Below are 14,808 nucleotides of genomic sequence, written 5' to 3' on the forward strand. Positions count from 1 at the left end.
ATGTTATTCAATTGGAGAGTCAAAAGACTCTCCTTTTGTTTTTGCGCGTGACTTCAGCAACAGTTCTGCTATCTCGAGATCCTGGGGGCCGGTGATTTTCATATTTCTGGTGAGAGAGTCCAGCGTGACGATCTTGCATCCGTTGTTCAGCAGCAGCCTCGCATCGTCCGTGGAAGAGGTCAGGTTTTCATCTATGGCTTTGCGGTGAGCCGCAAAGATATCTTCGTATCTGAAGGTCTGCGGCGTTTCGGCGGCCCTGAGGTTTGCACGGTCGGGGATCCTCACCACCGATCCATGGTCGGTGATGTATACCGTATCGCTCAACGGTTCTACGACTACCACGCCAAGGCCCTTTTCGACCGTTTTGAGCAAATCTGGGATCTGGAAGGCCGAGAAAAGCGGTCTTGCCGCGTCGTGAATCAAAACGGTGTCGAACCCCTCGTATTCGATCGAACAAAGTCCCCTGTAAACGGATTCCTGCCTCGTCTCTCCCCCGGGGACGATGCCCACCGAATCTATACCGTATTTGTCAAGTATTCTCCCGGCAGCTTCCATCCAGTCTGGATGCATGACGAGAACGACTCCATCTATTAAATCAGATCCGTGAAATATCTCCACGGATCTGACGAATATCTCTCTATGTTGAAGCAACATGAACTGCTTGGGGATGGATGCCTTCATCCTGTCTCCCCGGCCGCCTGCAACGACAATCGCCACGGTTTTCATTTCAGAAGATGCACGACCAATCCACTGCGCAGTTTCGGTTCGAACCAGGTGGATTTCGGAGGCATTATCTTCCCGCTGTCGGCGACAGCCAGCAATTCCTCCATCGAGGTCGGGAACATCGAAAAAGCGACGGCCCAGCCGTTGGTTATTCTGTTCTCCAGAGCCTTCAAACCTCTTATACCTCCTACGAAGTCTATTCTCGGGTCCTTTCTGGGATTGTCGATTCCCAGTACAGGTCCCAGGAGGTTTCTCTGAAGGATATCCACGTCCAGACTTCCAACCGGGTCATTCTCATCAAAAGTCCCGCTTCTGGCGGTCAGAAGATACCACTTTCCAAACAGACACATACCGAATTCATGTCTCTTTACAGGTTTGTACGGACTTTCTGGAGCATGGGATATGTCGAAAGCTGCTCCCACCCTATCAATGAACTCATCCTGGGTGATTCCACTAAGGTCTTTTACTACCCTGTTATAGTCCATTATCCTGAGGTGAGAGTGCGGAAAGGCAACGGCCATGAAATAATTGTATTCCTCCTCGCCAGTATGGTCTGGATTTTTAGCTTTCATCAGTTCCCTGACCCTCGAAGAGGAAGCCGCTCTGTGGTGACCATCGGCGATGTACATGTTTTTTATTTCCCCGAGCGATTGCCTCAACTCTTCGACTCTCTTATCGTCTTTGACCGCGTAGAGCCTGTGTTCCACATCGTTTTCGTCGACAACCCTCATAGAGAGTTCCAGCTCTTTCACATATCGAGAAAGAATCTCTTCGAGTTTTTCGGTGGACCTGAAGGTTAAGAATACAAGCCCGGTGTTGGCTCCAACAGTGTAGATATGTTTTATCCTGTCATCTTCTTTGTCCTGCCTAGTTAGCTCGTGCTTTTTTATTCTCTCCTGTTGATACTCATCGACACTGGCGCAGCCCACGATTCCCACCTGGACATGATCTTTCATCTTCTGCCAGTATATATAGTAGACGGGTTTCTCTTCCTGTACCAGAACAGACTCGGAAAGAAGTTTTTCAAAATTTTCCTTCGCTTTCAGATAGACGCTCTCGTCGTAATGGTCGGTCTCTTCGGGAAGATCGATCTCCGATCTAATGACGTGTATGAAACTTTCCGGGTTCCTGCCCATTTCTCTAGCCTCTTCAAACGAAATGACATCGTACGGCGGGCAGTTTACCTTTTGCTCCAATCCAGCAACCGGTCTTACAGCCCTGAAAGGTCTGAAATCAGACAAAGCCAATCACTCCTTTACCAGTTCTCGAAAGTATTTTTTCTGAAGAAGAAAGATCTCTTCGTCTTCGGTGTCGTACCCCTCATGGTCGTAGCCAAGGACGTGAAGGACTCCATGGATCGTAATGTAGAGGAGTTCCTCTTCGAAGGAGTTTCCGAATTCTTGAGATTGTTCGGCTATTCTCTCCAGCGAAATGACTATATCACCTATCGGCTCTTCTTCCAAACCGTATCCGAAGGAAAGAATGTCCGTTGGTTCTTCTTTGTTTCTGAATTGCTTGTTTATACTCGCTATTTCTGCGTCATCTGTAAGAAGGATGTTCAGACTTCCGATTTCGGTTTCGCCGAGTTCTTTCTCAATTACTTTCCTGGCTATGTTACTCACTTTTTTCGCGTCTATCGTCCTTTCCATCTTGTTTTGGACTATTATCTCCATTTGCCATCACCACTTTTTCTATCGTCTCTTTCGGATATTCAATTCTTGGCTGATTCATGCTCATCAGGACCCTCGTGAAGGCTTCGATTATCTTCTCGAGATCGTCGAGGTCCAGCCCCGTCTGATCGAGCTGTCTTTCGTTGTAAATGCCGTTGACCACTTCTTCTATCAGTTCCTGGGTCTTTGCGGGTGTAGGCTTTTTCAGGCTCTTGTAGGCAGCTTCAACCGAGTCGGCAAGCATTATGATGCCCGATTCCTTGAACCGGGGTTTCGGTCCGGGGTATTGGAAGTCTTCCTGGTGTTCTTCCTGACCACCGGTTTTGGCCTTGTGGAAGAAGAACTTCTTTATTCTGGTTCCGTGGTGTTCCTTCACGACATCTTCTATCAACAGAGGAAGACGGTATTTATGGGCCAGCTCGACGCCTTGCTTCACATGTTCGTTGATGACCAGGTTCGACATCGAAGGTGTGATATTGTCGTGCGGGTTTATCCCATCCTGCTGGTTCTCTACGAAGTACTGGGGTCTCTTGGATTTTCCGGCGTCGTGGAAGTACGCAGCCACTCTGGCAAGTATAGGGTTGGCTCCGATCTTTTCGGCGGCCGCCTCGGATAGATTTGCTAGAGAAATACTGTGGTAGTACGTACCCGGCGCATATATCGACAGATTTTTCAACAGCGGATGAGACAAATTCCCCAGCTCCAACATCCCCGTATCCGAATAGATTCTGCTCACATATTCTATGTAAGGCACTATGCCTATAACTATCACCGAAGAGAGGATTGGGTTTGCGAAGGCAACTGTAAGATCCAGAGCGCTGATCGGTTCTCCCTGGAGAGTCATTCTTACGAGATTCACGGCCGTGAAGATCAGACTGACCTCGAAGCCGGCCCTGGCAATCTCTATTCTCCTTTCGATATGCCTTGTTGTCAGTGCCGTTGAGAGAACGACGACAGACAGGAGTATGAAAGTCTCAAACGAGTTGTCGATATTGGCGGAGGCCAGAAATGACATTAAGAGACCGCTTCCTATTCCTTCCTGATAACCTATCAATATGGTCACCATCGAGACGCTCAGGAAGATGGGCGTCATCTCCGGCAGGAGCTTCGCATCGGCCAGCGAAGGCAGAAAAGAGTTTATGAACACACCGAAAGCAACCACACAGAAAAATGTCAATCTGTATGCCCTGTGTAGATGGAAGTATCTGTTATTTTTAACGGTTCTTTCGGCGAATATATACCACAAAATCGCAGAACCGATGAAATAGAGAAAGGGCTTCGACGGGAAGGAAAGAAAGGGAGCCCGGTTTAAAAGAGCAAGAAAAATCGGATAGATTATGAAATTGGTGAGATCCTTTATGTTGAAGAGTCTCTCAAAGGGAAATTGGATTTTCTTTTTCTCTTTATTCTTTTGCCTGTTTTTCACTTTCATATGTGTCGTAGGCTTTTATTATCTCCTTTACCAGTGGGTTCCTCACCACGTCCTGATCGGTGAGATAGGAAAAACCTATCGATTCTATACCTCCAAGAACTTTCTGTATCACCACTAAACCCGATTTGGTGTCGCGTGGAAGGTCTATCTGTGTTATATCTCCTGTAACAACTACCCTTGAGTTGAACCCGATCCTGGTCAAGAACATCTTCATTTGCTGGTAAGTTGTGTTCTGCGCTTCATCGAGGATAATGAAGGAGTTGTTCAGCGTTCTTCCTCTCATATAAGCGAGCGGAACGACTTCAACTATCGAATTTTCCCTGTAGTAACTGAGTTTCTCGGTGGGAATCATCTCCATGAGCGCATCATAAAGAGGCCTCAGGTAAGGATCCACTTTATCCAGCAGTGTTCCCGGAAGGTACCCCAGTTTTTCTCCGGCCTCCACCGCCGGCCTTGTGAGAATGATTCTCTGAACCTTTCCGGACTTCAAGAAGTCTACCGCCATCGCAACGGCCAGGTAGGTCTTTCCCGTGCCGGCCGGACCGATCGAGAAGACCATTTCCTTTTCTTTCATGGTTTCCAGGTATTCTTTCTGGCCGAGAGTCTTAGGCCTTATTCGATTTGAAAGCAGGGATGTTTCTCTTACTTCGCTGTAAACGCCCTTGAATTCCTCATCTTTTTCATCGTGTTGCAGGTGCTGATCGACTATGTATTCGAACTCGCGCCATTCCACAAAATGTCCGTCCTTGGTCATCTGGAGCAGCTCATCAACTATGTTCTTCGCAACTTCTATACCGTTTCCATCCTCACCCTTTATCCAGATCTCGTTTCCGATGATCGATATCTTCACGTTCAGTTTCTTCTGAATGAACTTCGCCTTCCGGTCGTATTCTCCGAACAGCTCGGCTACTTCTATCTCCTGTGGAAGATTGAGTTTTCTGACAGCCAAAAAAACACCTCCTACTCCTGAGATTATACATTAATTATCTACGGCGAGGGATTTTGCGCGAACCGCGCAACCATAAGGCCGATGAATGGGGCTTCAGGCCTATTGAGCTTCCAGCTCCGACAGAAGATCTCTTATTCTCCTCGGTGTGAGTCCAAATTCGCCGGCCAGTGCATTTATATCGTTATCGAGAACTCCGGCCCTCTGGATGAGTATCTCTCTGGATACACCTTTGTAGATTTCCTGAAGAAAGTCTTTGTAAGTAGTCCCTTTTACGACTCTGGCTACGAGAGCTTCTTCAGCGAGTATCTTTATATTCTTTGAAATCGATGAATCGACAGTTGCCTGTACAACATCGTTCAGAGCAAGATACTCCTCGACCATGTTCAACAATTCGCGGATGTTACCCGGGTAGTTGTACGAGAGGAACCTTTCCTTCAATTCTCTAGGGATGTTTTCAAACCTTACAAGGTATCCCTTTCTCTCAAGAACGCTGTCGAAAATTAGCGGGATATCCATCTTTCTCTCTCTGAGAGGAGGGAGATCTATCTTTACCGCTGAAAGTCTATATCTTAGATCGTTTCTCATCGCCGAGTCTTCGGTTCTGTTTGTGGCGGTGATAAATCTCACGTCAACTTTGGTCGGTTTTGTGGCTCCAATCTTGAAAAATTCCCTGTTTTCGGTGATGGCCAAAATCTTTGCCTGAAGATTCAGGGGCATGTCACCTATTTCATCGAGAAAGAGCGTTCCGTTGTCGGCTTGCTCTATGAGACCTATCTTTTCGCCGGTGGCACCCGTGAAGGCACCTTTTTTGTAACCGAACAGCTCGCTCTCGAGCAGTGTTTCAGGGATCGCGGCGCAGTTTATGGAGTAGAAGGGTTTGTTGCCCCGCGGAGACAATCTGGCGATAGTTTCGGCCAGAAGATTCTTTCCCGAGCCGGTCTCTCCGAGTATCATGATAGAACCATCGTAAAACATGGAAAGCACGATCATCCGCTTCATCTGAATTACCCTGTCGCTGTTGCCGATTATCTTTTCAAGGCTCCTGTCTATACTGTCTATTATCTCTTGAACTATCTGTCTAGGGCTTTTGTAGCTTCCTACAACTCGATAATATCCTTTGAATTCCTGCGTCTCTTCTGAGTAACCCCTGATTATGAACGCCCTTATGGGGTTGTTGTTTATAAGTATTATGTTGGTGAATGCAAAGATCCAGTCATCGAGGATATCTTTGCTGTAGTTTCCACCATCTATGAAAAGAATCGTCGGAGTCTCCTTTCCCAGGTTCACCAGGAAATCGAAATCTACATCGAAGAGACTCTGGAAATGTTCTTCACAGGGTAGAGACTCAAGGTTCTCTCCAATGGCTATCTTTCTGTACAGCAAGATACCACCTCCAGCGGTTTAAAAACCGTTCTTAGCGATTATACAACTACGCAGTCAATTCTGGGGCAATTTCACACACTACCCCGGAGTTAACCAAAATACTGGCACGAATTTGCACAAATACAATTGTGGAGAATTCCACCCCTTATCTCTCAAACATAGCGGTTGTCCAAAGGACAACCGCACTTTTCTTATAATTCAGCTTTCAATGTTTTGGGTTTACAATAGTTATCGAAAGGGGATTAGATGGGCTCGATGAATGAATTGGACACTGAGAAACTGCACAAGAAGACCAGAAGACTATCTTTCATGGATACGTTCTTCTACAACGGCTTTTTCATAATCACCCAGGGCTTCATTCTGACAGGTCTAGCCCTCGAATACAGAGCAGACGAGCTCGTTATATCCGTTATTGGAGTTCTGCCGGTTCTTTCCCAGCTCGTCCAACTGCTGGTACCTTTCATCATGAACAGAACCGGCACAAGAAAGAGAGCTTTGCTCAGCACGGCGCTTATATCGAGAATCACAGTGGCTCTTATATCCATCACGCTGGCGACGGGCATGGTGCATCAGTCGATATTGCTGATACTCCTATCGGTTATCGCTATCTGCAACAGCTTCGCTTCGAATTTCTGGGTATCGATAATGAAAGATATAGTTCCGGCGAATATCAGCGGGAGGTTTTACAGCAGGAGAAATCTCTTGAGTTCTTTCACGGCCATGTCGATGACTTTCATCTACTCCTCTATTCTGGACAATGTTCCAGGACGTAAGGGATTCATCATTGTATCGATTATAGCGGCCGGATTCGCGCTTATCGATTTTCTGGTACTGGCTCTCCATCACGTACCGCCGCGACAGGAGCCTTCTTACAGCGTCGGTGTTTTCTTGAGGCCGTTGAAGGATCTTCAGTTCAGGAAATTCATTTCCTTTTCTTTCGTATGGAACTTCGCCCTGGCCATATCCAGCCCCTTCTTTTCCTATCACCAGATCATAAACCTTAAACTGGACTACTCTTTCATGAGCATCATGACTATCGTGAACAGTCTGTCGCTCATGGTCTTCTACTTGCTGTGGGGTAAAATAACCGATGAAATAGGCGGTTTCGATGTCGTACACTTCACTCTGGGAATAACGATCTTTTTGCCCCTGACATGGGTTTTTACCAATCCCGGAACGACTTTTTTGATTCCCATCAACCAGGTGGTGAGCGGTTTTGCCTGGAGCGGTGTGAATCTCACTCTCTTCACAACGATGATGGCGCTTTTTCCGGGCGAGCGTGCAGAGGCGTACTTCGCGGTTCTCTCTTTCGCCAACGGTCTCGGCGCTCTATTGGGATCGCTTCTGGGTGGGGTGCTAGCAACTTTAATGAAGAACATAAAACTCGATCTCTTCGGATTCCCTTTCTACGGAATTCAACTGCTGTTCGTTCTCTCTTCGCTCTTCCGTTTTCTGGCATGGACTCTTCTGAAAAGAATCAGAGTTGGCAAAAAGAGTTCCATACCGAGGATAATCTACAATATCACCGCAGCCAGCGCCAACAGGTCTGTGGCGAGGATATCTGAATTTCCCTCGATTTATGCGGCAATAAAGGGTAAAGTTGCGAAGAAGATAGCCAGAGGCGACTAAAACCGTCCAGTATGTTTTCGAGCGGCACCATAAGATATAATCGTTATCGAGAGGGGGAAAAGCATGGACTACAATCAGAGATTTCAGAAATGGCTGGAAAGTAGGTATATCGATGATGAGACGAGAAACGAGCTCCTGTCGATAAAAAATTCTCCCGAAGAAATTAAAGACAGGTTCTATACGCAATTGCAATTCGGGACAGCCGGCTTGAGGGGTAAGATCGGCGCGGGTGACAACCGGATGAACAGATACAACATAGCCCGTGTCACACAGGGACTGGCCAATTACATAGCATCTTACGGTGAATCGGCACAAAAGAGAGGTGTTGTAATAGCCTATGACGTCAGACACCACTCGCGTGAATTCGCCGAAGCCGCGGCCTCGGTGCTCTGTGCAAACGGTATAAAGGTCTTTCTCTTCGACGATATACGGCCCACTCCTGAACTCTCATTCGCCGTAATTCATCTTTCAACGATGTCTGGAATCATGATAACGGCCAGCCACAATCCCAAAGAGTACAACGGATACAAGCTCTACTGGCAAGACGGGGCCCAGGTACTACCGGAGATAGCCGATGGAGTTTACAGAGAAATCGAGAAAGTCGCTCTTTTCTCGGGTGTTCGTTATGTCTCCCTCGAAAAGGCAAAGTCGGAGGGATTTCTTGTATATACTGGAAAAGAGATAGACGATCTGTACATAAGCAAGGTGAAATCACTCTCCTTGAGAGATTCACCCGAAGAACTCGATAAAGACATAAGAATAGTCTTCACCCCGCTTAATGGAACGGGAAACGGACCGATACGGAGAGTGCTCGAAGAGAGGGGCTTCAAGAAGGTTTTCGTGGTTCCCGAGCAGGAAAAACCCGATCCCGACTTCACAACTGTCGGTTATCCGAATCCCGAGGACGTCAAGGCCTTCAAGCTCGCCGTGGAGATGGGTGAGAAGGTAGAAGCCGATGTTCTGCTCGCCGCCGATCCCGACGCCGATCGTCTGGCCGTTATGGTAAGACACTCGAGCGGATACGTTTCTCTTAACGGTAACCAGACAGGCGCTTTGCTGGTAAACTACATTCTTCTGTCTATGGAAGAGAAAGGGGTCTTGCCGGAAAAAGGGTTCATCGTAAAGTCGATAGTCACCGGAGATCTAGCGAAAACTATCGCGGAAAATTACGGGGTGAGTACCTATGAAACGTTAACCGGCTTCAAAAACATCTGCGGAAAGGCGCTGGAGATAGAAAAAAGTCGGGAGGGGAATTTCATTTTCGGTTACGAAGAGAGTATAGGTTACGTGACCGGGATTTTCGTCAGAGACAAGGACGCCGTTTCCTCTTCAATGTTGTTCTGCGAAATGGCGGCTTATTTTTTAAGACGGGGACTTTCGATTTATGAAGTTCTTGAGGGGCTGTTCGAAAGGTATGGATTTTTCGCGGAAAAGCAGATCTCGCTGGTTCTTGAAGGCGTACACGGCCAGAAGAGGATAGAAAGAATGATGAAAGAATACAGGAAGGATTATCCTCTAAGCCTTGACGAAGTCGACCTGGTTTCGTACATCGATTATCTCGAAGGGATAGAAACGCTTTTGAGAGGCGGTGGGAAAAGGTCTATAGATATCCCGCGCTCGGATGTCGTGAAATATCTCTTCAGTGATGGATCATGGTACGCCGTAAGGCCATCCGGTACCGAGCCGAAGCTGAAGTTGTACATATACTCTAGAGGAAAGACCAGAGAAGCGACGGAAAGAAGAATCGAGGTATTCGAACGTGAGATAATGAGCAGGCTCAACGGGATAAAGTGACTCTCTCGCTGTGAAGTCTGGTTCTATAAATCAAATAAGGAAACGGAGGGTGTCCTTTGAAGAGTATATCCAGGAACGTACTGTTTTACTTCATAGCGCTCTGGATATTTATCTACATACTCAGCACCACGATCGCGGGAGTCTTTCCTCCCGAAGTTCCTGGCTATTTCCGGATAGGTCCATGGATCAATCCGGCCTGGATTCTCGTTATTCTTACCCAGTTCATCTTTGCCAGAACCCTTGATAAAAGAGAGTTCGACAGGTTCTATCTCCTCTCTCTGTACGTGAGCGGTGCATTGTGGATACTTTTTTCAACCTTTGGCGTGGAGTCGGTATCACTGGTGCTTGCCATAGCGTTCCTCTTTCTCTCGTGGCAGGTCTACAGAGTTTTCCGACCGGTCTATGGAAAGCTCTCAAGGCAGTTCAGAGATATGTCGATCGGAAGTTTGCTTTTCTCGTGGAGCATTATTGTACTTCTTTCCAGTCTGGCGATGTTCTGGAGATCCGAACTTACAGCCGTATTCTTTCTTTTCTCGATGGTTCTGATCTCCTCGATCCTGGCCCACACCAGAGCCGATCCGATCAACAGTCTGGTCTTTTCCTGCTTCGCCTTCTCCACGGGAATAGAAAATCTTTCGCAATCCTACCACGTCGCGGTGGCCGGCATCTCGTCTGGAACTATTTTCCTCATGATCTTCCTGTTCGCCGTTATGATAGCCAGGGAAGATCCTGCCAAGAGGGTCTTTGCGGCCGTAAACCCTCCCAGAGAGGAAGAGATCAAGCTAAAGATAAATCGCTAACCCATCAGATGGACATATGCCCTCTGATAACGGTCACGGCATTTCCGATTATGGATATCCTGTTACCATCGAGAAGCTCCAGCCTTACTTCACCACCCCTTTGCGAAGCCTGGTAAGCCCGGAGTTTATCTTTGCCGAGTCTCTCCGACCAGAAAGGGCCGAGGACTGTGTGCGCCGAGCCCGTCACGGGATCTTCGTTTATTCCCACCCAGGGAGCGAAATATCTGGAGAAGAAATCGAATTCTCCGCCGCCTTTGCAGGTGACTATCAAGCCCCTTGCTGGAACACCGACCGACAGTTTCTCCAGCATGGAGAAATCCGGATTCAGTCTCTCCAACTTTTCGCGACCGGCTATCTCGAAGAGGAGTTTTCCGGTGACGGTTGCATAATACGTTGTCCCGTCGCAACCGACGGCCTCTCCCACCGGTCCGTCACAATCGATTCTGAGAGGAAGCTCGGACGGAAAGTCCATCTTCAGATCGTCTCCGAAGCGAGACACTTTCAACTGCCCGCTCAAAGTCTCGTAATATATGTCTCCATCGACACCGAGCTCGGTGAAATAGACCCATGATGTTGCCAGGGTTGCATGTCCGCACATCGGGACCTCCGTTGCCGGGGTGAACCATCGCAATTTGTAGTGATTATCATCGGTCGTCCTCACCGGGAAGGCCGTCTCGGAGAGATTCATCTCTCTGGCAATTTTGATGCAGGTTTCGTAGTCGTGTTCCATGTCGCTGATGTAAACTCCTGCGGGGTTGCCCCTGAAAGGGAGTTTTGTGAAGGAATCCACCTGGTATATCGCATCCATGACCACACCTCCGTCGCTTCTATATTGATATGTTACTACTTTCCCGGTTCTGGCGGGAAAAACAGGCGCTTTCTCTGCCAAGTTCGTGTGTCTTTCGAGAATTTTTTGGATACCTGCTGAAAAGCCGCGAGATAGATGGTAAAATCTTATTGAGACGTATTCTCAATAAGGATGATGCCCATGGTAGTCCCGCTGTCAAGAATGTGTGAAGGAGAAAAGGGAAAGATCAGCAGACTTGAGCTTCCGGTAGAAGTCAGGGAGAGGCTGTGTGGTCTGGGTTTTGTAAATGGAGAGGAAGTCGAACTGGTAAAGATCGCTCCTTTTGGCGACCCCAAAGTCTTCAGGATAAAGGGAACCAACGTAACGCTGAGGAACGATATTGCCATGTGGATCCTGGTGGAAACATCATCTATACCTCTGTCGAGCGCCCAGCCGGGAGAATACTTAGTGAGTCTCATCAACGGTGGCTGGGGATTAAAAGAGAGAATGAGACAGTATTCGATCCAGGAAGGTGCTACTGTTAAGGTCGTGGAGAACTCCATCAGGAGGATAGAAGTAGAGGTTCATGGAAAGACCTTGTTTCTTTCGAGAGGACAGGCCTTCAGAGTGATAGTCAGGGAGAGATAAAAATCGTAATCGTTCAGCCGGAAAGCTCAGCAGATCTCAAAAAAACGACAATAGCGCTACTGGGAAATCCCAACGTAGGCAAAACAAGCATATTCAACTGTCTTACAGGTTCAAGACAGGTAGTTGCCAACTGGCCGGGCGTAACGGTTGAAAAACGTGTTGGTTCTCTCAGGCACGGCGATCTGACTCTAGATATAGTCGATCTCCCGGGTACATATACGCTGGGCTCCAGGAGTCTCGACGAGAAGATCGCGAGAGATTTCCTGATCGATGAGCGTCCAAACGTGGTTGTTGTGATAGGGGATGCGATCAACCTCGAAAGGAGTCTATATCTTCTTCTGCAGGTTCTTGAGCTCAGGGGAGACGTGGTGCTTGCCGTGAATGCCGTTGACGAAGCAAGAAAGGCCGGCCTGGAGATAGACAAAAATGAACTCGGTAAACAACTGGGAATACCTGTGGTAATAACTTCGGCAGCTACCGGTGAAGGTATAGAGGAACTGAAAGAGGTTCTGGTCAAGAGTGCACGTTCTTCCAGCCACATTCATTACCTCTTCTCCGAAGAGATAGAGGAAAAGATCGAAGCCCTTGCCGGCAGGTTCAGACTCGTACCGGCCCTTTCGGAATTCGATGGCAGGTGGCTGGCCATAAAGTCTCTGGAACACGATAACGGAGTAGAGAAACTCACAGGTTTCAAAGCCGAGAAGGATTTCTCGAGCGAACTCGCCGAGACCAGATACAGGTATATAAAAAGAGTTCTCTCCACATCCGTAAAGGGAAAAGAAAAACATGGATGGGATCTTTCCGAGGCCATCGATCACGTAATTACTCACAGGGTTCTGGGCATCTTCGTATTTTTATCCGTCATCTACATCGTCTTTCAGTTGACCTTTACAATCTCTGGTCCCTTATCGCTCCTCATAGAAAGCGGTCTTGAAAGTCTCGGAAGCTTTCTGGGAAATTCGATAGGTCCCGACTGGTTGCGTTCTCTGGTGGTGGATGGAATCATAGGCGGTGTCGGCGCGATACTAGTCTTCGTTCCAAATATCTTTATACTGTTCATGGCTTTGGGGGTACTAGAAGAGTCGGGTTATCTTCCCAGAGCAGCGTTTGTCATAGACAGGCTTATGTACTCAATGAAACTCAGCGGTAGATCCTTCATATCCATGCTTCTCGGTTTTGGATGTAACGTATCTTCTATAATGTCAACCAGGTCTATCTCCGAGCCTAAGGAAAGAATAGTAACGATTCTTGTTTCACCGTTCATCTCCTGCAGTGCCCGGTTGCCTGTTTTCCTACTCATAGCCGGAACCTTCTTTGGCGCCAAGGGCGGCGTAGTTGTATTTTTCCTGTACCTTTTAAGCATCATCGTTACTGTTATCTCGGCTCTCATAATAAATCGACTTCTCTTTAAAGGAGAACCCTCTACGATGATCATGGAACTGCCCAGGTACAGAAAACCCAGGGTTAGTTCCATAATTCTCTATACATGGAACAAGGGGAGACACTTCCTTGAAAAGGCCGGTACGATCATATTGGGAGCCTCTATCGTGATCTGGATACTGAGTTTCTTCCCTTCCGAAGGTTCTCAGAGTTACGCCGCGATGATCGGTCGAACTCTGGAGCCGTTGTTTGTCCCTCTGGGCTTTTCCTGGGAGATGATTTCTAGTCTCGTCTTCGGAGTGGCGGCGAAAGAAGTAATAGTCTCTTCTTTGACAACGTTCTATGGCAACTATGCGTTGATGGGTTCCGCGATGGAAGTGATGAGAGCGGCGATCTCACCAGTGACGGCTTTCTCATTTCTTGTCTTCGTTCTTTTGTATGTACCCTGTCTGCCGACTCTGGCGGTAACAAAGAACGAGACGGGAAGCTACAGGTACGTCTTCTTCTCCGTAATTTACAGTCTCGCCGTAGCTTATTCGCTCGCACTGGTGGTCAGAATGATCGGGGGACTTTTATGAGCATAAGAAACATCTCTACCTGGTTGTTTCTTTTGGGAGTGTTTTACCTGATCTTGGCAATAAATACGCTCTTGGGTATTCTCTTCAGCGTAAAGGATTTGATGATGGGAATAGTGATCCTTGTGAATGGTTCTATCTATCTTTTCGGACTCCTAGAAAGAAGGGAGGATGCAAAGAAGAGGGCTTCCCATCTTTTAGTAGGCAGTTTCTTCTCTTACACCCTCTCGATTTACCAGATCGTTGTCGTCTTCAGTTTATGGCTTGAGGGGTTTATTGGCGGTGTATGCCTTCTTTCGGTAGATGTAATTAACTTTCCTCTGCTCTTTTCCGGTTTGCTGATCTCCTTCGTTTCCGACTATGTCAAGAAAAGTTTCACCACTACTTAATGATCAAAGAACCATTGGGAAGTGCAATCGAACTCTGTAATGGCTATAATTAAAGCCAGAGTGAATCACTAGACATTATTGCTCGCCGATGTGGTAATATGATTTGTGTTTGGGGGTGATTGCATGGCGCTCGTTTACGTGGTCGACGACGAGCTAAATGTGAGACGTATCATTAAACAGACCATGGAGAACGAAGGCAACGAAGTCAATGCGTTTGTCACAGCCGAAGAAGCGCTGGAGGCCGTTGAAAAGAGACAACCGGATTTGATTTTCATGGACCTCACACTACCTTCGATGGATGGAATACAGTTCCTTAAAGAATTAGAGGATAGAGCTTATTCAATTCCAGTAGTAGTTGTTTCGGCAATCACTTCTCCCGAATCGATCAGGGCCGTCTTTAAGCTTGGCATAGTGGACTTTCTAACCAAACCTTTCACTCCACAAGAATTGAGACAGGCCGCCGAACTATCGTTCAAAAACGAAGAAAGCCTTCAAAAAAGAACGAGAGAGATTAGAAGACTGATAGAGGAAAAGGAATTCAGGAAGGCCAGCTCTCTACTGCGTGAGTTTTTCGCCGATTTTCCAAGTTCGCCTTATCCACACTTCCTCTATGCTCTCCTGATAAAGAGCTCTAACCCGAGAGTGGCCG

General features: G+C 47.4%; 14 protein-coding genes. 7 read left to right on the forward strand and 7 right to left on the reverse strand.

The genetic code is table 11. The features are described from left to right. Positions 1–3: 3 nt before the first annotated feature. The 6 genes from ispD to PKX57_RS07430 all read right to left on the reverse strand — a co-directional run bounded on the left by ispD (position 4) and on the right by PKX57_RS07430 (position 6,157). Entirely contained in the window at positions 4–726 is a 723-nt protein-coding gene (gene ispD / locus PKX57_RS07405; RefSeq protein ID WP_472416600.1) for a 2-C-methyl-D-erythritol 4-phosphate cytidylyltransferase, read from the reverse strand. Continuing rightward, positions 723–1,964 carry a DUF1015 domain-containing protein gene (locus PKX57_RS07410; RefSeq protein WP_472413282.1) on the reverse strand — a complete coding sequence of 414 codons (1,242 nt, stop codon included), beginning with the start codon at positions 1,962–1,964 and terminating at the stop codon, positions 723–725. The genes ispD and PKX57_RS07410 overlap by 4 nt, the downstream gene beginning before the upstream one ends. Positions 1,965–1,970: 6 nt before the next feature. After that, positions 1,971–2,396, reverse strand: a complete 426-nt coding sequence (gene ybeY, locus PKX57_RS07415; RefSeq protein ID WP_213919598.1) for an rRNA maturation RNase YbeY — start codon at positions 2,394–2,396, stop codon at positions 1,971–1,973. Beyond that, positions 2,338–3,825: an HDIG domain-containing metalloprotein gene (locus PKX57_RS07420; RefSeq protein ID WP_472416602.1), complete on the reverse strand. Its 1,488-nt coding sequence runs from the start codon at positions 3,823–3,825 to the stop codon at positions 2,338–2,340. The genes ybeY and PKX57_RS07420 overlap by 59 nt, the downstream gene beginning before the upstream one ends. Beyond that, complete coding sequence (locus tag PKX57_RS07425) at positions 3,797–4,774, reverse strand: PhoH family protein (protein ID WP_472416604.1); 978 nt, start codon at positions 4,772–4,774, stop codon at positions 3,797–3,799. Before PKX57_RS07425 ends, PKX57_RS07420 begins: the two co-directional genes overlap by 29 nt. A 99-nt stretch (positions 4,775–4,873) precedes the next feature. Then, positions 4,874–6,157, reverse strand: coding sequence for a sigma 54-interacting transcriptional regulator (locus tag PKX57_RS07430; protein WP_213919601.1), 1,284 nt, complete (start codon positions 6,155–6,157; stop codon positions 4,874–4,876). Between the two features lie 255 nt (positions 6,158–6,412). Between PKX57_RS07430 and PKX57_RS07435 the strand changes: the two genes are divergently transcribed. From PKX57_RS07435 to PKX57_RS07445, 3 genes are all read left to right on the forward strand, one after another. Then, on the forward strand, positions 6,413–7,786 hold the full coding sequence (locus tag PKX57_RS07435) for an MFS transporter (RefSeq protein WP_213919602.1): 1,374 nt from the start codon (positions 6,413–6,415) through the stop codon (positions 7,784–7,786). Between the two features lie 63 nt (positions 7,787–7,849). After that, entirely contained in the window at positions 7,850–9,580 is a 1,731-nt protein-coding gene (locus PKX57_RS07440; RefSeq protein WP_472416606.1) for a phospho-sugar mutase, read from the forward strand. Between the two features lie 56 nt (positions 9,581–9,636). After that, positions 9,637–10,380, forward strand: a complete 744-nt coding sequence (locus PKX57_RS07445; protein ID WP_213919604.1) for a hypothetical protein — start codon at positions 9,637–9,639, stop codon at positions 10,378–10,380. Positions 10,381–10,384: 4 nt separating this feature from the next. Here PKX57_RS07445 and PKX57_RS07450 read toward each other — a convergent pair whose 3' ends face one another. Further along, positions 10,385–11,188, reverse strand: coding sequence for a PhzF family phenazine biosynthesis isomerase (locus tag PKX57_RS07450; protein WP_213919605.1), 804 nt, complete (start codon positions 11,186–11,188; stop codon positions 10,385–10,387). A gap of 180 nt (positions 11,189–11,368) precedes the next feature. Between PKX57_RS07450 and PKX57_RS07455 the strand changes: the two genes are divergently transcribed. The 4 genes from PKX57_RS07455 to PKX57_RS07470 all read left to right on the forward strand — a co-directional run. Further along, entirely contained in the window at positions 11,369–11,815 is a 447-nt protein-coding gene (locus PKX57_RS07455) for a FeoA domain-containing protein (protein WP_213919606.1), read from the forward strand. A gap of 59 nt (positions 11,816–11,874) precedes the next feature. After that, the gene (gene feoB / locus PKX57_RS07460) at positions 11,875–13,773 is read left to right on the forward strand and encodes a ferrous iron transport protein B (RefSeq protein WP_472416612.1); all 1,899 of its coding nucleotides are present in this window, start codon (positions 11,875–11,877) and stop codon (positions 13,771–13,773) included. Further along, entirely contained in the window at positions 13,770–14,159 is a 390-nt protein-coding gene (locus PKX57_RS07465) for a hypothetical protein (protein WP_472411443.1), read from the forward strand. Before feoB ends, PKX57_RS07465 begins: the two co-directional genes overlap by 4 nt. A 123-nt stretch (positions 14,160–14,282) precedes the next feature. Next, on the forward strand, positions 14,283–14,808 hold a 526-nt coding region (locus tag PKX57_RS07470; protein WP_472416608.1), incomplete at its 3' end, for a response regulator transcription factor.

The sequence above is a fragment of the Mesotoga sp. genome, assembly GCF_035363035.1.
Taxonomy (GTDB): Bacteria; Thermotogota; Thermotogae; order Petrotogales; family Kosmotogaceae; genus Mesotoga.

Coding starts and splice junctions, on each gene's coding strand:
- ispD (WP_472416600.1), bottom strand. CDS start 726: ATGAAAACCGTGGCGATTGTCGTTGCAGGCGGCCGGGGAGACAGGATG.
- ybeY (WP_213919598.1), bottom strand. CDS start 2,396: ATGGAGATAATAGTCCAAAACAAGATGGAAAGGACGATAGACGCGAAA.
- PKX57_RS07420 (WP_472416602.1), bottom strand. CDS start 3,825: ATGAAAGTGAAAAACAGGCAAAAGAATAAAGAGAAAAAGAAAATCCAA.
- PKX57_RS07435 (WP_213919602.1), top strand. CDS start 6,413: ATGAATGAATTGGACACTGAGAAACTGCACAAGAAGACCAGAAGACTA.
- PKX57_RS07440 (WP_472416606.1), top strand. CDS start 7,850: ATGGACTACAATCAGAGATTTCAGAAATGGCTGGAAAGTAGGTATATC.
- PKX57_RS07450 (WP_213919605.1), bottom strand. CDS start 11,188: ATGGATGCGATATACCAGGTGGATTCCTTCACAAAACTCCCTTTCAGG.
- PKX57_RS07455 (WP_213919606.1), top strand. CDS start 11,369: ATGGTAGTCCCGCTGTCAAGAATGTGTGAAGGAGAAAAGGGAAAGATC.
- PKX57_RS07465 (WP_472411443.1), top strand. CDS start 13,770: ATGAGCATAAGAAACATCTCTACCTGGTTGTTTCTTTTGGGAGTGTTT.